Source organism: Acrocarpospora phusangensis (assembly GCF_016862995.1).
GTDB classification, from domain to species: Bacteria; Actinomycetota; Actinomycetes; order Streptosporangiales; family Streptosporangiaceae; genus Acrocarpospora; species Acrocarpospora phusangensis.
Genome location: NZ_BOOA01000006.1, coordinates 113,935 through 132,413, shown reverse-complemented (window position 1 = coordinate 132,413; position 18,479 = coordinate 113,935). Strand labels below are relative to the sequence as shown.

Below are 18,479 nucleotides of genomic sequence, written 5' to 3'. Positions count from 1 at the left end.
CGGCTCGTCATCGAAGGGCCGTGGTGGCCGGTGGCGGCTCCTCGAGGGGGCGGATGGGGGTTCGGGGGCGGAGGTCCACCGACAGCTGGAAGATGTCGGGCCGGTTGTAGTGGCCGGTCGGGTCGAACTTGCGGCGGGCCGCGTGCACGCGGGCGAGGTCGAGGTCGGCGTACAGGATGGTCTCCTCGTGCCGGGACGGGCCGGCGAGGATGGTCCCGGCGGGGTCGATGATGACGCTGTTGCCGCCGTCCACCCACTCGCCGTTGGCTTCACGGCTCCAGAGCCGGTCGCGGTTCGGGAAGTCCGCCGGGATCTGGTCCATGTGCAGGCAGGGGTTGACTCCGATGACGTAGCAGCGGCCTTCGAGGGCGATGTGCCGCATGGTGGCGATCCAGCCGTCGCCGGGGGCGAGGGTGGGGGCGGTCCAGATGTCCACGCCCTGGCCGTACAGGTAGTAGCGGGCCAGCGGCATGTAGTTCTCCCAGCAGGTCAGCCCGGAGAGCCGGCCGAAGGGGGTGTCCAGGACCGGCAGGGTGGAGCCGTCGCCCATGCCCCACACGGTGCGTTCGGAACCGGTGGGCATCAGCTTGCGGTGCCTGCCGAGCAGGGCGCCGTCGGGGCCGAAGTACAGGGTGGTGTTGTAGACGGTGGCGCCGTACGGTTCACGTTCCTGCACGCCGATCACCAGGTAGGCGCCGGTGTCGCGGGCGGCGGCGCCGAGGGCGTCGGTGACCGGGCCCGGCACCACAACGGCCTGGTCGACCAGCAGCGCGTACCACTCCTCGTCGCCGTCCCAGATGGGCCGGGAGTCGATCCAGAACGGGGTGCCCGGGATGAACACCTCCGGCAGCACGACGATCCCGGCGCCCGCGGCGGCCGCCCGGTGCAGCAACTCGACGCTCCGGTCCAGGCAGGCCTTCTGGTCCATCAGCACGTACGCCGCCTGCACGGCGGCCACTCTCACCGTGGTCACGGCGCGCCTCACCGCACACCCGAGACGACGAGCATCTCGCACGGGCCGACGAATCCCTCGGGGTCCTCGAACTGGGCGAGGGCCTGGCCGATCTCGGTCCAGGTGTCTTCCCGTTCCGCCTCGGACAGGCCGGACATCATCTGGTGCAGCGCCCCGAACGACTCTCGCTCGAAGCGTACGCAGTCGTCGGCGCCGCGCATCCGCACCGGGGACGGCACCGTCTCGACCGTGACCTCCTTGAACCCGGCGGTGGCCAGGACCTGTTCCGCCACGCCCGGGGTGCCGAGGCTGAACGGGCCCGGCTGGCCGGGCGCGGGCGGCGGCAGCTGGGCGCGGCGGCGGATGATCCCGACGGGGATGGAGAAGAACCCGTTGCGGTCGGCGGTGGAGTAGACCACGGCGGAGAGCTTCCCGCCGGGGCGCAGGGCGGCGCGCATCCCCGCCAGCGCGGCCTGCTGGTCCGGGAAGTAGATGAGCCCGACGCGGGAGATGACCGCGTCGTAGCCGTCCGGGGTGACGTCGAGGTGCTCGCCGTCGAGTTCGCGGGTGGCGATGGTGGCGATCCCGGCGTCCGCGGCGGCCTTGGCCGCGTACTTGAGTATGGCCGGCGAGATGTCGGTGGCCAGCACGTGCCCGCTCGGCCCGGCCCGCCGCGCGGCGGCCACGCTCTGGCCGCCGGCGCCGGCCGCCACGTCGAGGACCCGGCTGCCGGTCGTGATCCCGGCGGCGTCGAGCATGCGCCGCGTGGCCTGGCCGAGCCAGTTCTCGATGAACGGGCCCCACCGGTCCCACGCCTCTGCGGCATCCTCCCACTGGGCCCGTGTCGTGCTCTTGTACTGCTGCGCGTTGAATGTCGTCACGATCCCGTACGCGCCAGAACGGGAGTGGCTCCCGCCAGAAACGGACTGGCACTTTTGCGCGGGGGATAATCCAGGGATGCCAGTCTTCATCGGCCGTGCCGAGCCGCTGGCCCGGCTGACCGCCGCCTACCAGGCCGTCACCGCCACCCCGGGCGGCGCGATCCCCGGCTGGGCGGGGCTGGTCCTGGTCACCGGCGAAGCCGGGATCGGCAAGACCGCGCTGCTGACCGAGTTCACCAACCAGGTCGCCGCCGCCGGCGGCACAGTCGTGTGGGGCACCTGCTGGGACGGCGACCAGGCCCCCGCGTGGTGGCCGTGGACCCAGGCGCTGCGGGCGCTGATCGAGCGGCGCCCGGACCTGACGGCCGCCGAGCTGGGGGCGATCCTGCCGGAACTGCCCGGCATCGACAGCGCCGACGGGACCGTGAGCCGGGTCAGGATCTTCGACGCGGCCGGGCGGCTGCTGCGCCGCGCCGCGCCCGTGGTGGTGATCCTCGACGACCTGCAGTGGGCCGACGAGTCCACCGTCGACCTGCTGCGGTTCCTGGCCGGCGCGCCGCAGCGGGGCGCGGTCCTGCTGGTCGGCGCGTACCGTCCGCACGAACCGCCGCCCGGCGTCACCGCCGCCCTGGCCGAGCTGGCGGGCAGCGCGGAACTGGTGATCCTGCGCGGGCTGTCCGCCGGCGAGGTGGCCGGCCTCGCCCAGACCGTGACCGGTACGGCCGCGCCCGACGAGTGGGTGCGGATCGTGCACGAGCGCAGCGGCGGCCACCCGTTCTACGCCCGCGAGCTGTGCCGGCTGCTGGCCACCGGGGGCACCGCGGCGGACGTGCCCGTGGCCGTCCGCGACGTGATCGGCCGACGGCTGGCCCGCCTGTCCCCGGACTGCGCCGCGCTGCTGGACGCGGCGGCGGTGACAGCTCGGGCGGCCGGCACGACACTGCTGCCCGACGTGCTCGCCGAGGTCACCGGCGACGACGGCCCCCGGATCGCCGCCCTGGTCGCCGAGGCGGCGGCGGCCGGGATCCTCACCCCGGCCGGGCGGTTCGTCCACGACCTGTACCGGGAGACCATCGTCACCGCCCTCGAACCGGCGCGCCGGCTGGACCTGCACCACCGGATCGCGCTCGCCCTGCTGGACCGGTACGACCGGGGCGGCCCGGTGTTCGAGGCCGAACTGGCCCACCACTTCACCGCCGCCCTCCCGGTGGCGGACACCGCCTCCGCCGTGGCCTGGACGCACGCCGCCGCCCGCGCCGACACCGCCAGGTTCGCCTTCGCCGAGGCCGCCGGTCACGTCACCCGGCTGCGCGCCGCGGTCGCCGCCGCCGGCCTCCGCCTGTCCGGCACCGACCTGGTCGGCCTGCTCACCACCGAGGCCGACCTGCGCCTCAGGGCCGGCGACGCCGTACGGGCGAGGGAGTTGCTGGACACCGCGTGGACCAGGGCGGCCGTCACCGGCAGGGCCGACCTGCTCGGCGCGGTGGCGCTGGGCCTGGACCGCGTCGACGCCCGCTTCGCCATGCCCCGCGCCGACCTCGTCGCCGTGCTCGCCGCCGCCCGGGAGGCGCTGGACGGCACCGGCACGACCACCGAGGCGACGGTGACCGCGGCCCTGGCCCGCCAGCTCCAGCACTCCGTGCCCGCCGACCGGCCGCAGGCCCGCCCGCTGGCCGAACGCGCGGTCGCCATCGCCCGTACGCTGGACGACCCCGCGACACTGGCCAGCTGCCTGCTCGCCCAGCACGACACCCTGTGGACCCCGGGCACGGCCGTCGCCAGGGGCGCCATCGCGGCCGAGATCACCGGCCTGGCCGGGCGTGCCCGCGACCGGGAACGGCACGCCCAGGCCCTGCTGCTGTCGGCGACTGCCCAGCTGGAGAACGCCTCGGCGGCCTTCCGCGCGACCTTCGCCGAGTACGCGCACGTGACCGCTCGGCTGCGCCAGCCTCGCCACGACTACCTGCTGCGCACCCGGGAGGCCGCGCTCGCGCTGCTCGACGGCGACATCGCCACCGGTGAGCGGCTCTCCGCCGAGGCCGCCGCCCTCGGGGAGAGCGTCGGCGACAGCGACACCGGCAACGTGCGCATGTCCCAGCGCCTGGAGGTGGTCCGCGCCCGCAACCGTCCGGCCGAGCTGCGGGAGATGGCCGGCGAGGCGGTCGCCTGGTGGATCGGCGTCCCGGCGCACGCCCACGCCGTCGCGGCCGGGTTCCGCGCGCGGGCCGGCGACCTGGACGCGGCGCGCCGGGAGCTGGACACCGTGCTGGCGCTGGAGGACTGGCGTAGCGACCGCTCCTACCTGTGGTCCATCTTCATCGGCGAGATGGTCACGGCCGCCATCGCCGTACGCGATCTCCCGCTCTGCCGGCGGCTTCTCGACGACCTGCTTCCCTTCGCGGAGACCTGCGCGGTCAACGCGGCCCTCGTCTGTTTCATGGGCGCCCACGCTCACCGGGCCGGACTCCTGTACGCCGCCCTCGACGAGCCCGAACCCGCCCGCCACTGGCTGCGCCACGCCCTTCGGACCCACCGCCGCCTCGGCGCCCACGCCTGGGAGGCCGAAACCGGCCAGGCGCTCACCGCGCTCGGCACCCGGGCCGCGGAAACCAGCCAGTCGCCCCCCGCTCTCGGCGACCTTCGCGAATCCGTCGCCCCGAACCCGGACATTCCCCGTCTTCACCGGGTTGGCGACATGTGGCAGGCCACCTATCGCGGCCACACCGCCTACCTCCGCGACGCCAAGGGTTTACGCGACCTCGCCACCCTGCTCGCCCATCCGGACACCGACCTGCCCGCCCTCGACCTCGCCGCGACCGGCCGTACCACTGTCACCCGCCCTGACCCCGTGCTCGACCGTACGGCACTGGCCGCCTACCGCCGCCGCCTGGCCGAACTCGACGACGAAATCACCACCGCCAAGACCCACGGGGACCTGGCCCGCCACCAACGCGCCACCGACGAACGCGAACAGGTCCTGTCCGAACTCCGCCGCGCCACCCGCCCGGACGGCGCCTCCCGCCCGCTCGGCCCCACTCCCGCCGAACGCGCCCGCAAGGCCGTCACCGCTCGCATCCGCGACGCCATCCGCCGCATCTCCGACGCCCACCCCGAACTCGGCACCCACCTCAACCGCAGCATCCGTACCGGGACAATCTGCCGCTACGAAGCGGGAGGGTAGGGGTCGTCCGGAAAGTTTCAAGGGGCACGGCAGAAGCATCTCCGCTGTTCAGGTGCACCCCTCCAAGAACATCGTTGACCTCTTGGGAGAGGACGCCTATCCTCCGGACGGAAACGTTTCTATTTGTCATAGAAATGTTTCGGGACCTGTTCCACGTCTGAGCCTGATCCTCCGGAGGACAGTCCTATGCGACATTCCCGTTTAGGGACGCGCCTGGCCGTCGTGCTCACCGCGGTGAGCCTCAGCATGGCGATCGCCGCTCCCGCCTCCGCCGGCGGCGGGGACCATCACAAGAAGAAGACGCTCGGCGAACTGGCCGAGGCCAGGGGTCGTTACTTCGGCTCCGCCACCGACAACAACCCCCAGTTCACCAATCCCGACTATCTCAAGATCCTGGGTGAGGAGTTCAACCACAACGTCGCCGGCAACGCGCTCAAGTGGTACGCCACCGAGCCGCAGCGCGGCGTTTTCGACTTCACGCTGGCCGATCAGATCTTCGATTTCGCCCGCAAGCACCGGCAGAGTTTCCGCGGGCACACGCTGATCTGGCACAACCAGCTGCCCGAGTGGCTGACCACGACCACCTGGACCGCCGACGAACTGCGCGCGGTGCTGAAGAACCACATCTTCAAGGTGGTCAAGCAGTACAAGGGGCGGATCCTCGCCTGGGACGTCGTCAACGAGGCGTTCAACGAGGACGGCACCTACCGTCAGACGCTCTTCTACAACACGCTCGGCCCCGGCTACATCGCCGACGCCCTGCGCTGGGCGCACCAGGCGGACCCGAAGGCCAAGCTGTACCTCAACGACTACAACATCGAGGGAATCGGCCCCAAGAGCGACGCCTACTACAACCTGATGAAGCAGCTCAAGAAGGACCGGGTGCCGGTGCACGGCCTCGGCGTCCAGGGGCACCTGGCGCTGCAGTTCGGGTTCCCGACGACGCTGCGGGAGAACCTCCAGCGCTTCGCCGACCTGGGCTTCGACGTCGCCATCACCGAACTCGACATCCGCATGATCCTGCCGGCCGACGACGCCAAGCTGGCCACCCAGGCCCAGTGGTACGCGGATGTGACCCGGGCGTGCCTGGCCGTACGCCGCTGCGTCGGCATCACCGTGTGGGACTACACCGACAAGTACTCGTGGATCCCCCAGTTCTTCCCCGGTGAGGGCGCCGCCCATCCGTGGGACGAGAACCTGCTCCGCAAACCCGCCTACGACGCGATCAAGGCCGTGCTCCGCGCCGGTCACTGATCCACCGGGCACTCCAGGGGCCGAACCCTCATCCGGTTCGGCCCCTTTCATGCCCGTCCGCGGATGTCGAAGACGAAAGTTTCCTGGGCCGTCCGCGTCTGACCAGGCCCGTTTGGCGGAGGGCGTCGATCGATCTCTGCTGATCGGGGTGGGGCGGCGTACCGTACACCTCGCTTACCGTCGTCGGAAAAGGGAGTTCTCGTGCGTACGTGGCTGTCCCTGGCTCTTGGGTCCCTCTTGGTGGTGCCGCTGACGGCGGTGCCGGCGGTCTCCGCCTCGGCTCCGGCACGGGGCTGCGCGAAGGGGACGTTCCTCTTCTGTGAGGACTTCCAGTCTCTCCCCGTCGGGGCCGCCGGCAGCCTGCGGTGGGGGATCGACACCAAACACGGCACGCTGACCGTGGAGCGGGCGGGGAGGCACGGCGAGAAGGTGCTGCGTGTGCACACCGAAGGGAACGGGCGGGCCTTCCTGAAGGTGGACGACTTCGCGGCGCCCGGCAACAGCTTCTACGGGCGGGTACGGCTGCGCGTCAGCGCGTTCCCGACGGCGCCCGACTGGGCGCACTACACGCTGGTCGAGGCGACCGGCGCCGGACCGGAGATCGTCCGGCCGCTCGGCGGCCAGTACGCCCCGCCGCCCCACGGCGGCGCCCAGTTCTGGGGCGTCGGCGCGGACGGCGGTCCCACCGGGGACTGGACGAACTGGCGGACCAGCGCGCCCTCCGTCGCCGGGACCTGGCAGTGCGTCGAGTGGCGGATGGACGCTACCGACAACCGCGTCTCGCTGTGGTTCGACGGGGTACCCAAGCCCGATCTCACCGTGTCCACCCACGACCACGGCGGCAATCCGGTGGACTTCCTCTTCCCCCGCTTCGACACCGTCAAGCTGGGCTGGCAGCTCTACCAGGGCGATCCGACCCCGGCCTCCTACGACGTGTGGATGGACGACATCGCCCTGAGCACCAAGCGCGTGGGCTGCTGACCGCCTCGTGGTGTTCGTGATCACGATGTGATCTGGCGTCGTGAGACTTTCGCGCGCGAATATGAGAGAGGAAAGCGCGTGAAGCGAGCCATGGCCGGGACGATGTTGATCGTGGGCGCCTTGTTGGTGCCCGGGGGACCGGCACAAGCCAAAGTTGATCCGATCAAGGCGTTGCAGGCGCAGTTCGTCGCAGGGCGGGGCGTCAAGCTCAAGACGGTGCTGCAGGTGCGGGTCAAAGGCGGGAAGGGGACTGTCACCCAGGAGCTGGGAGCGGTCCGGTTCGGTGCGAAGGGAGCGGTGGCTTCGGATCTCAGCGAGAAGACGCGCTACGACAAGGGTTACTTCAACGAGTCGAGCAAGGATGAGCGCGAGACGAAGAAGAGCCTGGAGCGCCCCGGCAGGGTGATCTCGCTGCCGAAGGTGACGTACGTGCAGGGACCCCGGGCTGGCGAAGGGCTGCCGGAGGGCAAGTACTGGGTACGGAAGCGGCCGATCCCCCCGGTTCCCAGCGGGATCATCATCAGCGTGTTCGAACCGAACACGGTCAAGACTCTGATCGCCAGGGCGGCTTCCGTCCGCGGTGGCGTGGTGAAGGGGTCCACCACGAGCGCGAAAATGGCGGCGCTCTCACCGGTGTTCCGCAAGCAGTACGGCCCTGGCGGCAAGAGCGAGAGCGGCCAGATTTCCAAGATCACTTACGCTTTCTCGCTCAACTCCGAGGGCCTGATCACCCGCCTCAGCGTCAAGCTGCGGATGCCCGTCGGCGACGGAACCGTCGTCGACTACAGCTCCGTCACCCGTCTCTACAACTGGGGTGCCAAGGTCTCCGTTTCCGCGCCCCCGGCCGACGCGGTGGCCGACGAGAAGGACCTCAACCGCTGATCGGCGGACGGCAACCGATCCGGTGAGGATGGGCGGCATGGCTTGCCGCCCATCCTCCACAACTCTCGGGTCAGTACGAGCCGACTACCGTGTTGCTTCTGGCGGAACGCACCGGAAGCGGTGTGTCGTACCGGACTAACGCGTAGATCTCGTCCAGGAAGACTCCGCTGTCTTCGTCGAGAATGTCGCCTGTGACGAGGAAGTACTGGGTGAAAGTGCCGTTCGGCTCAGTGGTGGCGGGCCCCAGCATCCCGATGCGCAGCAGGTGGTCTGCTTTCGGGAAGTCGTTACCGTACAGGCCGTACATGTACGTCGAGGTCTGGGCGCTTGGGGCAGTACCGGAGATCTGCACGAGGTACACGTAGGGGCTCGAGGGGGTGATGCTCAGGGATACGCTCCCGGCATACGCGGTCTGGGCCGAGGCGTGCGCCGGCCCTGCGGGAATCGCGGCCAGGACCATCGCTCCGGCCAGCGCCAGTGCGGTTAATTTTCGTCTGATTTCCATGTGAATGGTTTCCGGAATTCTCACGTTGATTTTGGCTCCAATGCTCCCTGCGAGGGGCGGGGAGGACATCGGTCGGATGACCTATCCGTATCGGCGGCTACGTGGGTGGACGGGAGGCCGGCGGCCTTTCCGCTGTGACCGCTTCGGGGCCGGCCGGCGAGGACGCTGTTCTGCGGCGGCCTGGTGGATTCGGGAAAAGCCGCAGGTCGAGAGGGGGTACGCGCTCAGGTGGAGCATTCTCGAAAATCCAGACAGCCGCGGCGAGCATGGCGATGACCAGCGCCCACCCGACAGTGAGTATGGCCTCGTCCATGGGAATCGGATCGTCCTTGGACACGCTCAGTCCCGGCAGGTACTCCGCTATTGGAAGGTCGAGCAGCCGGCCCAGGTTCGACATGGCCTGGTTCGGAGGTGTGGGCCAGTGGAAACGATCTCCGGGGTATAAGTCGGTGGCGAAGTTGAAGGCGAAGCCGACGAGTCCGGTGATCGCCGCGATGAGAATCGCCAGCCAATGGTGGATTCGCTGGAGCGTCACCGCGACATAGAAAGCGAGCAGTGGCACCACGACCGCGAGGTACCTGCCAGGCGGGGCGAAGCCGGCCCACCACTCCGAGTACGTCGCGGTCGCCAGCACGTACGGCATCGCGACGAAGCCCACCGCGGCATCGAGTTGCCAGCGTACCCAGGGGATCCCCAGCCCGATACCGATCACCACGAAGACCAGTACGGGAAAGTTCGGGAACAGGCCGAACTCGCGGTCGAACAATAATCCCGCGAGCCCCCGGACCGGCGATATCTGAAGTGGCCCGACTCCTTTCACGCCATTTCCCGGTGACGGGTGGAAAGTGTTGAAACAAAGGTAATTCAATGCCCCGAGCGCACCGAACAGCAGCAACATCGGCCCGAACGCCCACGAGTAGGCCCGGATGCCGTCTCCGTTGCCCGAACGGCGGACGCGTAACAGCAGGAGCAGGGCGGCGGGAAGCGCGAGGGCGAGAAAGCGGCCGTTGAGCCACGGCAGGTAGCCCAGCGACATCGATGCCAGGCAGAGACTCGCCGATGAGTTATCTCTCCGGCATATCACTCGCATCGCATAGAGCAGGAGCAGGGCGGCCAATGATTCGGTGAACAACGAATTGGAGTAGACGTAGATCGTCGTGCCGACGGCGAACAGTCCGGCGGTGAGGGTCGCGTACAGGCGGACGATACCGAGTTCCCTGAGGAACCAGAACACATGGAGAACCGTCAACACGGCGACCACCACCATGAATCCAGTGGCGCCGGCACGTCCCCACAGCAAGAAGAACGGCACCCAGAGCAGCGGGGCGCCGAAATTGTGCCAGGGCAGCATCTGGCCGTTCTCGTCCGGGGAGAGGTGCCTTTCGATTTCCTCTGGAAAGAACGACAAGTAGTCACGGTTGTCGTAGACCACGCCGATATCGAAAGTATGGTACTCCGCAAGTGCGACGGTGGCGATGAGATAGTGGGGTTCGTCTCCCTGGGGAATACCGTTCACCAGCCGAAGGCGTGCGGCCAACGCGTAGACCACCAGCGAAATCAGACCCAGCAGCATGGCAATCGAGCGGTCCGAGAGCCGAAGTTGGTCGGGGCTCGTGGGCGCCGACTCGTTCCGCTCCGTCGAAATCGTGCTCTTCGACGCGGGGCCATCGACCTGCGCGCCGGAACTTTCGGGTAAGAACTGACTGGTCACGGGCTCGGATGCTATAGCGTCAATGCTGAATAATCGATACATATAAGCTGAACAATGTGCCGTTTCATCCTGAGTAGACGCCCTGCCGGGAATAGTCGCGGCAGGGCGTCCAGCGGGGACCCCTCATGGTGCTTCCGGGAGCGCGCGACGGCGGACGCCGCGGACCAGCAGGTAGCCGACCATCCAGAACTCGCCTACGTGCGCGGGGGCGCCGCGAGAAGTTCAGCGACGACGCGTGCCTCGGGAGCGAGGCGCACGATGAACGCGCCGAGCAGATAGCCGGCGCCGCCTCCGATGAGCCGGCTCGTGAGAGTCCCGTGATCATCCGGCGACCCCCGATGCAACGACGGTGTCGGCAGTCACCGGCCGGTCGGCCATGGCGCAGAGGGCCGCGATCGGGCAGAAGAGGTCTGCGATCCGGGCGAGGTGTTGAGGGGTGTCCATGCTTCTCCCTTGCTTTTGGGCGTGAAGGAGGAAGGCCGCGGGGCGGTGCCCCGCGCGCCGGTGGTAGGGGTGTGGCGGTTAGTCCTCGGTGTCGGGGTACTGGAAGACGTCGTCGAGCGGCACCCCGAACACGCGGGCGATCTGGAAGGCCATCTCCAGTGACGGCGAGTAGCGGCCCTGCTCGATGGCGATGATGGTCTGGCGGGTCACGCCGACGCGGTCGGCCAGCTCGGCCTGCGTCATCTCCCCGTGGGCGAATCGCAGGGCTCGGATCGCGTTGGTGACCTTGGTGGGCTTGGCCATGGGCTAGAAACCTCGCCGGTACGCGACGATCTTCACGATTGAAGAGGCGAGGGCGGCCAGGATGAACGCGAGGTAGAGCGTGTTGGCGATCCAGAACTGCTCGATCTCCGCCATCGCCAGGCCGAGCGGGACGAGCGCGGCGATGCTCATGACGTAGAACCCGACGTACTCGCCCAGCCGGTTGATCTGCTTGTCGCGCTCGTCGGTCTTGTCGGCCTCCCTTGGCGAGAGGACCGCGGCGATGATGTTCAGGACGATGTTCGCGGCGATCCCGACACCGATCGCGGTGAGCATCGGCCACACGTAGGCGATCGTGGACACATCCGTTCCCGGCACCTTCGACAGGACGGTCGCGAAGTAGACCACGGCTACGCCGGCCGCGACCACGACGTAGATCCACGTGCGCTTCTCTTCGGAGGACATGCTCGCTCCCATGTACAACAAACTTGACATTGCCAAGGTAAAGCAGCACAGACGTGATGTCAACAATTCTTTACTCCACCCGGCGCTCGACCGGTGCGCGGTTGTCCACCTGACGGAACCGGCGGTGACGACGCGTACGGGCGTGTGGGGCACTCAGGTGAGGAGCCCGGCCAGGATGGGGTTGTCCACGGATGCGCAGAGCGCGAGGGCGGCGTCGCGTCCGGCCTGGTCGCCGAGTCGCCAGCGGTGGGCCGCGGCCCGGACGGTGAGCTCTGCCATGCCGCTGCGTTGCGCGATGGCGGCGAGTTGAGCAACCCACGTCCCGGCTTGGGGCAGGTGGCGTGCGATGCCGATGCCGGCCAGCGCGTCGAGAATGTACGCCTGGACCCAGACGTAGCCGTCCGGCAGTCGCGAGGCCCGCCGCCGGGCGTCCAGGAGGGACTCGACCGCGCCGCCGGCGTCGCCCTGTGCGGCCAGGAGGAGACCGAGCCCGCGTCCCGACAGTCCTTCCCAGCAGGGGTCGCCGATCTGGCAGCCGAGGGCGAAGGCGTGCTCCAGTCGGGTCCGCGCCGCCGGGAGGTCGCCGCACCGCAGGTCGATCTCGGCGCGCAGTGCCTCCGGCCAGGGGATGAACGCGGTCCATCCGGCTGCGGTGGCCCGGGCCATCGACTCGTCCAGCGTCTCGGCGGCCGCGGCGAGTTCGCCGCGAAGCAGGTGCGCCCGGCCGATCATCGAGAGCACGTACGACCGGCGGCGTTCGTCCCGCGCGAAGTCGAGTGCCTGGCCGAGGGCGTGCTGCGCGGCCGCGTACCGGGCCAGGTCGCTGAGGGTGCTGCCGCGTACCGACAGGGCGGCGGCACGCTGGGCGGGTTCGGTGGTCACGACGTCGGCCTGGGCGAGCCAGACCTCCACCCGGTCGTACCTGCCGTGGAGGAACTCGATGTAGGCCAGCTCACACAGGACTTTCGCCAGCGTGGCCGGCTCGGCCTCCTCGCAGGCGAGGGCGCGGTGCAGCGCCGTCGCGCCCTCCTCGTCGCTGCCGCGGGCAGCGTGCACGAGCGCCGAGCCGAGCGCCGCGAGGCTACGCGCCGTCAGGGCGCCGTCGCCGAGCGCCGAGGCGTCCGTGACCGCCCGGCGCAAGCAGTGCAGTCCCGCCTGCAGCACGCCCGCCCCGATCGCCGCCTCGCCCGCCTCGATCAGCGCTCGCACCGCGGGACGGCCGGTGACCGCGCCCGCCGTCGGCGTCGAGGTCGTGGCGGTCATCGCGGCGTCCAGGGCGGGACCGGGCTCGACGCCCAGTTCTGTACGGAACAGTTCCCGGCAGGCGGCGGCCTGCCGGGCCGCTTCCACGCCACGCCCGCCGACGGCCAGGGAGCGCACCAGGAGCGCCTGGAAGTTCTCCTCATAGGGGTTGAGGGCCACCAGGCGCGCGGCGAGGTCGGCGCTCCCGTCGGCGTCGCCGCGCGCCAGCCGGGCAAGCGCGGCCTCACGCAGGAGCGATTCGGCGGCGCCCCGGGCATGTCGGCGCTGGGCGTCGAGCCAGATCTCGAACGAGGGGCAGCCGGGAAAGTCCATCGACGCCAGCAGGTCCTGACCGAGGTCGCCGAGCGCCCGCGCCTGGGCCGGGCCGCCCGAGCGCAACGCCAGGACGTCGACCACCGGCGGCTCGGCCCAGGCGCAGGTCAGCGGGTCGTCCCGGAACACGCCCGGGTCGCCCACCAGTCGGCGCAGCATCGAGAGTGCCCACCGTAACGCGGCCAGTGGGTCATCGGCGGTGGGGAACAGCAGGCCGGCCACGTGCGCCCGAGTGGCCGGCGCCTCGCGCAGCAGGAGGTAGGCGAGCAGGCCCCAGACCTTGCGGCCCCGGGGCGCCGGCATCGCTGTCCCGCCCCGTACGACACGCGGCGGGCCGAGCAGATGGATCTCGAACGTCATCCGTCGCCATTCTCCGTACGCTCCCGCCGCTTCAGCCCTCGGCCGTCGCGGGATCGATGACCGCCGATACCGCCGCCACGCTGTCGGCGGGGAAACCGCCGCGGCGCGCGTGCTCGCGCACCAGTTCCTCATCGTCGGCCAGGTAGACGCAGTAGATCTTGTCTACCGTCACGTAGCTCTGGATCCACTGGACCTTCGGCCCCATTTCCCCGAGCACCGCGCAGGACTTCTGCGAGATCGCCCGCAACTCCTCCTCGGTCGAGCCGCCGATCCCCTCGATTCTCCGCTCGATCACGAACTTCGGCATCGCGCACCTCCTGTTGTACGGGGTCCCGCGACCCCGGTGCGACCAGCCTTCGCCGACGGCGTTTGACCGATCGTTTGCCGCCGAACGGGAACGGTCAAGCCCTCTCCTGCTCGCGATGGCAGGTAGCGGCGGGGTGCGCCCTTGTTACCGGGCCGCGGGCCTTCGCCGCAGGCTCGGGTCCAGGAGGGCGGGGGGCAGGTAGGCGGCCTCGTCGCGCGGGCCGACGTCGGTGCCGGGCGGCACGATTTCGTCGATTCGGTCGAGGACGTCGTCGCCGAGGGTGACGTCGACGCCGGCGAGCAGGTCGTCGAGTTGCTCCATCGTGCGCGGCCCGATGATCGCGCTGGTCACGCCGGGATGGGCGATCGCGAACGCCATCGCGAGATGCGTCATCGGCAGCCCCGCCTCCTCGGCCACCGGCACGATCCGTTCGACGACGTCGAGCATGCGTTCGTCCCGGAACTGCCGGAACAGGCCGACGCGGCGCAGGTCGGTCGCCTGACCCTTGCGGATGCGGCCGGTGAGCATCCCCTTCGCGAGCGGGCTCCACACCAGGACGCCCATCCCGTAGCGCTGGGCGACCGGCAGCACCTCGTACTCGATGGCGCGGCTGAGGATGGAGTAGGCCGGCTGTTCGGCGCGGAACCGCTCCAGGCCCCGCCGCTCGGCCACCCACTGGGCCTCGACGATGTCGGAGGCGGGCATCGTGGACGATCCGATCGCCCGGACCTTCCCGCTGCGGACCAGGTCGGTCAGCGCCGAAAGGGTGTCCTCGACATCGGTGTCGGGGTCGGGCCGGTGGATCTGGTAGAGGTCGATGTGGTCGGTCCGCAGCCGGCGCAGCGAGTCCTCCACCGCTCTCATGATCCAGCGCCGCGAATTCCCCCGTTGGTTGAGATCGTCGCCCATCGGGCGGGACAACTTGGTGGCCAGTACGACGTTGTCCCGGCGCCCCTTGAGCGCCTTGCCCACGATCTCCTCCGACTCGCCCTGGGAGTAGACGTCGGCGGTGTCGACGAAGTTGATCCCCGCGTCGAGCGCCTTGTGGATGATGCGGATCGCGTCGTCGTGGTCGGGGTTGCCGATGGCGCCGAACATCATCGCGCCGAGCGCGTACGGGCTGACCTTGATGCCGGTCCGGCCGAGCGTGCGGTAACGCATGCGAATCCTCCTGACAGAGGGTAGGTTGAAGCGGAACGCCTTTCCGGAACTATATGGAAAGGCTTTCCGCTTAGGCAAACGAAGGAGCCCCGTGACGGACACCCCGGCGCCGCGCCGGCTGCGCGCCGACGCGCAGCGCAACGTCGACGCCCTGCTGGAGGCCGCGAAAACCGTCTTTGGCACGTCCGGTGTCGACGCCCCCGCCAAGGAGATCGCCGACCTGGCCGGCGTCGGCGTCGGCACCCTCTACCGGCACTTCCCGCAACGATCCGACCTGGTCAAGGCTGTGTTCCGGCGCGAGGTCGACGCCACCGCCGACGCCGCCCCGGCGTTGAGCGCCGCCCACGAGCCGGGGGAGGCCCTCGCGAGGTGGCTGCTGCGCTACACCGAGTTCCTCGCGACCAAACGCGGCCTCGCCACCGCCCTCCACTCGGGCGATCCGGCGTTCGAGTCCCTGCCCGGCTACTTCATGGGCCGCCTGGGGCCCACCCTCGGGAGGCTGCTCGAGGCCGCGGCGGCGAGTGGCGACATCCGGGCCGGGATCAGCTCCGAAGATCTCCTCTACGCCGTCGCCACCCTCTCTCAGCACGGCGTCGCCTACAGCAGGCGCATGGTCGCTCTCCTGGTCGACGGCATGCGCTACCGCGCCTCGGCGCACGCCCCGGACCAGTGACGGCCCTGCGCACGTCGTCGTCTCTCAAAGCCTGCCGCACGACCGATCCACCGATTACTCAGCGGTAGCTTAAGTACTTGAGCTCATGTCCGATGAGCGGTGACTGGTCACGATTGGTCTATGAGCAGACCAGTGCCGAGCAAGACCACCACCGCCTTCTACATGCAGTCCGTGATCTCTTTCGGGCTCTCGCTCTCCGCCCTCACGATCGGAGTGGCCTACCTGCCGGTCGACGCCTGGATCCGCGCGTTCTTCGCGGTCGGCGTCTTCTACGTGGTGACCTCGTGCTTCACGCTCGCCAAGTGCGTACGCGACCGGCAGGAGGAGGCCGCGGTGGTGACCCGGGTGGACCAGGCCCGGCTGGACAAGCTCCTCGCCGAGCACGACCCCTTCCGCTCCGACTAGCCAGTACGCCGGCACCGCCCGAGCGGGGGTCACGAGTGTGGGTTCCCGCCGGCGGGGCCGATCGGCGTCGCCGGCGTGCGGGACAGGCGGGCACGTGCCCAGTCGAAGATCGACGGCCCGCCCGCGAAGCACCACAGGGCCAGAACCGGATCGCAGATGGCGCAGCCGAGGGAGGAGTGTTCGGCGAAGGGGAGGATGGGGCTCGCCTTGAGGTGGTGCACGACGTCCCAGGCGGTGTGGAGCAGCCAGCCGATGCCGATCCAGGTCCAGTTCGTGAGCCCCCGGTAGGCGACATAGGTCATGACGGCCGGCAGGACGAGTTCCCAGTACCCGAGTCCGCCTCCGCTGAGGTAGGCGGCGCCCGCACCGCCGACCAGCACGGCGTTGACCTGGCGTCGATGCGGCTCGCGGAGCTGGGACATGAGGGCAACGCAGATCAGCCCGATGGCGATCGGCAGGATGACGGTCATGGTGTGGTGATCCGTTCGGAGAAAAGGCCGATTCAGCGGAGGCGGGTTTGATCAAGGTCTTCCCCGTGAGGCGTATCGCGCCAGGCCACGAGGGTGCGGCAGCGCCAGGCTAGATCGACCATCGAGGGTCGTCCCATGGGCTGAATCGACAATCTCCAACGAGTTTTCGCCAACCGGTCCCGGCGATGCGGACCGCCGCCGCCCGATCCCTTGTGGCCGCAGACCTCCCTTACCGTGTCTGCATGCACACGGTGGCGGTCCTGGCTCTGGATCATGTGGTGGCGGCCGACCTGGCGACGCCGATCGAGGTGTTCGGGCGGGCTCGGCTGGCGGACGGGCGCCGGCCGTACCGGGTCCTGGTCTGCGCCGTGGCACCGCAGGTGGCCGGGGACGCGTTCACGCTCATCGCGCCGCATGGTCTGGAGACGTTGCCGGAGGCGGACACGATCATCGTGCCGGGGTGCTCCGAGCAGGCCGGCCCGCCTGCTTCGGAGGTCCTCGACGCCCTGCGCGCGGCCGCGGGCGCCGGAACCCGAATCGCCTCCATCTGCGTGGGCGCGTTCACCCTCGCGGCGGCCGGGCTGCTGGACGGTCTGAGCGCGACCACGCATTGGGCGGCGGCACCTCAGCTGGCCGCGATGTTCCCGCGAGTGGAGGTGAAACCGGATGTCCTCTACGTCGACAACGGCCAGATCCTGACCTCGGCCGGGGCCGCCGCCAGCCTTGACCTGTGCCTGCATCTCATCCGGCGGGATTTCGGCTCGGCCGTCGCCGCAGCCTCGGCCCGGCTGTCGGTGGTGCCCTTGGAACGGGAGGGCGGCCAGGCGCAGTTCATCGTCCACGCCCAGCCCGCCGTGCCCCGAGGTTCGCTGCTGGAGCCGGCGCTGTCGTGGATTGAGGACAATCTCGCCCAAGAGGTCACATTGGCGGAGATGGCCCTGCGATGCGGGATGAGCGGGAGGACTTTCAGCCGCCGCTTCCGCGAGCAGACCGGCACCACCCCGCTGCAGTGGGTGCTCCGGGCCCGCGTACGGCGTGCGCAGTTCCTGCTGGAGACCACCGACCACGGCGTCGAACGCGTCGCCGCGCAGGCCGGGTTCGGCTCGGCCACCGCGTTCCGGGACCGGTTCAAACGCGTCGTCGGCGTCACGCCGCAGTCCTACCGTTCCTCCTTCCGGACGAACGCCTCAACACCTTGACGCCGGGAGGGGATCAGGCGCGGCCGGCTCCGGAAACCCCGGGCCCCTACTCCTGCTCGGTCGGCCTGATCAGCAGTTCGTTGACCGCGACATGCCGGGGCCGGGTCACGATGTACGTGATCGCGTCGGCGATGTCCTCCGGCTGCATCCGCTCGATCCCCCCGAACCGCGCCCGGATCGTCTCCAGCACCTCCGGCCGGTTGTGGCCCGCGAGTTCGGTCTCCACCGCGCCGGGTTCGACCAGCGAGATCCGTACGTGCTTCTGGCCGACCTCCTGCCGCAGGGCCTCGCTGAAGGCGCCGACGCCGTGTTTGGTCAGGTTGTAGACGCTGCTCCCGCTGCGGGGCACCCGTCCGGCGACCGAGGAGACGTTGACCATGTCGGCCACGTGCCTAGGCCCGGCACCGGCCGCCTTGAGCAGGTACGGCAAAGCCGCGTGGGCACAGTAGAGCAGCCCGAGCACATTGATCTCGACCATTCTCTGCCACTCGGTCATGGGCGCTCCGGCGGCCGGGCCGAGCAGCATGACCCCGGCGTTGTTGACGAGCGTGTCGATCCGCCCCAGCTCGGAAGCCGTACGTTCGACCGCCTCGACGGCCTGTGCCTCCTGGGTGATGTCGGCCTCGATGACTAGGACGTCACCGCCGTCCCCGCGGATGCGGGCGGCGAGCTCGTCCAGGCGCTCCCTGCGCCGGGCCACCACCGCGACCGCCGCGCCCTGCCGGGCCAGGCTGACCGAGGCGGCCGCCCCGATTCCGCTGGACGCCCCGGTGACCAGGGCGACCGTTCCGTCAAGCCGCATGATGAACCCC

At 69.8% G+C, this 18,479-nt stretch carries 19 protein-coding genes; 7 read left to right on the top strand and 12 right to left on the bottom strand.

The features are described from left to right. Positions 1-7: 7 nt before the first annotated feature. Entirely contained in the window at positions 8-973 is a 966-nt protein-coding gene (locus tag Aph01nite_RS05560; protein ID WP_204039651.1) for a carbon-nitrogen hydrolase family protein, read from the bottom strand. 8 nt (positions 974-981) lie between these two features. Beyond that, positions 982-1,833 carry a class I SAM-dependent methyltransferase gene (locus Aph01nite_RS05555; protein ID WP_204039650.1) on the bottom strand — a complete coding sequence of 284 codons (852 nt, stop codon included), beginning with the start codon at positions 1,831-1,833 and terminating at the stop codon, positions 982-984. A 76-nt stretch (positions 1,834-1,909) separates the two neighbouring features. Here Aph01nite_RS05555 and Aph01nite_RS05550 point away from each other — a divergent pair, with 76 nt between their 5' ends. The 4 genes from Aph01nite_RS05550 to Aph01nite_RS05535 all read left to right on the top strand — a co-directional run bounded on the left by Aph01nite_RS05550 (position 1,910) and on the right by Aph01nite_RS05535 (position 8,131). Beyond that, positions 1,910-5,014, top strand: a complete 3,105-nt coding sequence (locus Aph01nite_RS05550; protein ID WP_204039649.1) for an ATP-binding protein — start codon at positions 1,910-1,912, stop codon at positions 5,012-5,014. Between the two features lie 186 nt (positions 5,015-5,200). Further along, positions 5,201-6,268, top strand: coding sequence for an endo-1,4-beta-xylanase (locus Aph01nite_RS05545; protein ID WP_204039648.1), 1,068 nt, complete (start codon positions 5,201-5,203; stop codon positions 6,266-6,268). Between the two features lie 201 nt (positions 6,269-6,469). After that, a complete protein-coding gene (locus Aph01nite_RS05540) occupies positions 6,470-7,249 on the top strand; it encodes a hypothetical protein (RefSeq protein WP_204039647.1) in 780 nt (259 codons plus the stop codon). 78 nt (positions 7,250-7,327) lie between these two features. After that, on the top strand, positions 7,328-8,131 hold the full coding sequence (locus Aph01nite_RS05535) for a hypothetical protein (protein ID WP_204039646.1): 804 nt from the start codon (positions 7,328-7,330) through the stop codon (positions 8,129-8,131). 70 nt (positions 8,132-8,201) lie between these two features. Here Aph01nite_RS05535 and Aph01nite_RS05530 read toward each other — a convergent pair whose 3' ends face one another. The 8 genes from Aph01nite_RS05530 to Aph01nite_RS05500 all read right to left on the bottom strand — a co-directional run bounded on the left by Aph01nite_RS05530 (position 8,202) and on the right by Aph01nite_RS05500 (position 14,920). After that, entirely contained in the window at positions 8,202-8,660 is a 459-nt protein-coding gene (locus tag Aph01nite_RS05530; protein ID WP_204039645.1) for a hypothetical protein, read from the bottom strand. 73 nt (positions 8,661-8,733) lie between these two features. Further along, on the bottom strand, positions 8,734-10,347 hold the full coding sequence (locus Aph01nite_RS05525; protein WP_204039644.1) for a hypothetical protein: 1,614 nt from the start codon (positions 10,345-10,347) through the stop codon (positions 8,734-8,736). A gap of 321 nt (positions 10,348-10,668) precedes the next feature. Next, positions 10,669-10,791 carry a hypothetical protein gene (locus Aph01nite_RS42045; RefSeq protein WP_275418577.1) on the bottom strand — a complete coding sequence of 41 codons (123 nt, stop codon included), beginning with the start codon at positions 10,789-10,791 and terminating at the stop codon, positions 10,669-10,671. 78 nt (positions 10,792-10,869) lie between these two features. Then, positions 10,870-11,094 (bottom strand): helix-turn-helix transcriptional regulator, encoded by a 225-nt coding sequence (locus tag Aph01nite_RS05520; RefSeq protein WP_204039643.1) that lies wholly within the window; start codon positions 11,092-11,094, stop codon positions 10,870-10,872. Positions 11,095-11,097: 3 nt separating this feature from the next. Next, positions 11,098-11,517, bottom strand: a complete 420-nt coding sequence (locus tag Aph01nite_RS05515) for a hypothetical protein (RefSeq protein WP_204039642.1) — start codon at positions 11,515-11,517, stop codon at positions 11,098-11,100. A 153-nt stretch (positions 11,518-11,670) separates the two neighbouring features. Then, complete coding sequence (locus Aph01nite_RS05510) at positions 11,671-13,452, bottom strand: AfsR/SARP family transcriptional regulator (protein WP_204039641.1); 1,782 nt, start codon at positions 13,450-13,452, stop codon at positions 11,671-11,673. Between the two features lie 31 nt (positions 13,453-13,483). Beyond that, positions 13,484-13,759: a DUF4242 domain-containing protein gene (locus tag Aph01nite_RS05505; protein ID WP_204039640.1), complete on the bottom strand. Its 276-nt coding sequence runs from the start codon at positions 13,757-13,759 to the stop codon at positions 13,484-13,486. Positions 13,760-13,903: 144 nt separating this feature from the next. Continuing rightward, entirely contained in the window at positions 13,904-14,920 is a 1,017-nt protein-coding gene (locus tag Aph01nite_RS05500) for an aldo/keto reductase (RefSeq protein ID WP_204039639.1), read from the bottom strand. A 91-nt stretch (positions 14,921-15,011) separates the two neighbouring features. On the opposite strand from Aph01nite_RS05500, the gene Aph01nite_RS05495 reads away from it, so the two are divergent. Both Aph01nite_RS05495 and Aph01nite_RS05490 read left to right on the top strand, forming a co-directional pair. Then, positions 15,012-15,593, top strand: a complete 582-nt coding sequence (locus tag Aph01nite_RS05495) for a TetR/AcrR family transcriptional regulator (RefSeq protein WP_239161411.1) — start codon at positions 15,012-15,014, stop codon at positions 15,591-15,593. Between the two features lie 120 nt (positions 15,594-15,713). Continuing rightward, on the top strand, positions 15,714-15,998 hold the full coding sequence (locus Aph01nite_RS05490; RefSeq protein ID WP_204039637.1) for a YiaA/YiaB family inner membrane protein: 285 nt from the start codon (positions 15,714-15,716) through the stop codon (positions 15,996-15,998). 29 nt (positions 15,999-16,027) lie between these two features. On the opposite strand, the gene Aph01nite_RS05485 is transcribed toward Aph01nite_RS05490, so the two are convergent. Continuing rightward, positions 16,028-16,468 carry a DUF6010 family protein gene (locus tag Aph01nite_RS05485; protein WP_204039636.1) on the bottom strand — a complete coding sequence of 147 codons (441 nt, stop codon included), beginning with the start codon at positions 16,466-16,468 and terminating at the stop codon, positions 16,028-16,030. A 242-nt stretch (positions 16,469-16,710) separates the two neighbouring features. Here Aph01nite_RS05485 and Aph01nite_RS05480 point away from each other — a divergent pair, with 242 nt between their 5' ends. Beyond that, positions 16,711-17,667 carry a GlxA family transcriptional regulator gene (locus Aph01nite_RS05480; RefSeq protein ID WP_204039635.1) on the top strand — a complete coding sequence of 319 codons (957 nt, stop codon included), beginning with the start codon at positions 16,711-16,713 and terminating at the stop codon, positions 17,665-17,667. Positions 17,668-17,713: 46 nt separating this feature from the next. Here the strand turns inward: Aph01nite_RS05480 and Aph01nite_RS05475 are convergent, their stop codons facing one another. Continuing rightward, entirely contained in the window at positions 17,714-18,469 is a 756-nt protein-coding gene (locus Aph01nite_RS05475; protein WP_204039634.1) for an SDR family NAD(P)-dependent oxidoreductase, read from the bottom strand. Positions 18,470-18,479: the final 10 nt, after the last annotated feature.

Bases quoted from the DNA above. Each gene is read 5' to 3' on its own strand.
- Aph01nite_RS05550 (WP_204039649.1), top strand. From the start codon at position 1,910: ATGCCAGTCTTCATCGGCCGTGCCGAGCCGCTGGCCCGGCTGACCGCC.
- Aph01nite_RS05545 (WP_204039648.1), top strand. From the start codon at position 5,201: ATGCGACATTCCCGTTTAGGGACGCGCCTGGCCGTCGTGCTCACCGCG.
- Aph01nite_RS42045 (WP_275418577.1), bottom strand. From the start codon at position 10,791: ATGGACACCCCTCAACACCTCGCCCGGATCGCAGACCTCTTCTGCCCG.
- Aph01nite_RS05520 (WP_204039643.1), bottom strand. From the start codon at position 11,094: ATGGCCAAGCCCACCAAGGTCACCAACGCGATCCGAGCCCTGCGATTC.
- Aph01nite_RS05515 (WP_204039642.1), bottom strand. From the start codon at position 11,517: ATGTCCTCCGAAGAGAAGCGCACGTGGATCTACGTCGTGGTCGCGGCC.
- Aph01nite_RS05510 (WP_204039641.1), bottom strand. From the start codon at position 13,452: ATGACGTTCGAGATCCATCTGCTCGGCCCGCCGCGTGTCGTACGGGGC.
- Aph01nite_RS05505 (WP_204039640.1), bottom strand. From the start codon at position 13,759: ATGCCGAAGTTCGTGATCGAGCGGAGAATCGAGGGGATCGGCGGCTCG.
- Aph01nite_RS05500 (WP_204039639.1), bottom strand. From the start codon at position 14,920: ATGCGTTACCGCACGCTCGGCCGGACCGGCATCAAGGTCAGCCCGTAC.
- Aph01nite_RS05490 (WP_204039637.1), top strand. From the start codon at position 15,714: ATGAGCAGACCAGTGCCGAGCAAGACCACCACCGCCTTCTACATGCAG.
- Aph01nite_RS05485 (WP_204039636.1), bottom strand. From the start codon at position 16,468: ATGACCGTCATCCTGCCGATCGCCATCGGGCTGATCTGCGTTGCCCTC.
- Aph01nite_RS05480 (WP_204039635.1), top strand. From the start codon at position 16,711: ATGCACACGGTGGCGGTCCTGGCTCTGGATCATGTGGTGGCGGCCGAC.
- Aph01nite_RS05475 (WP_204039634.1), bottom strand. From the start codon at position 18,469: ATGCGGCTTGACGGAACGGTCGCCCTGGTCACCGGGGCGTCCAGCGGA.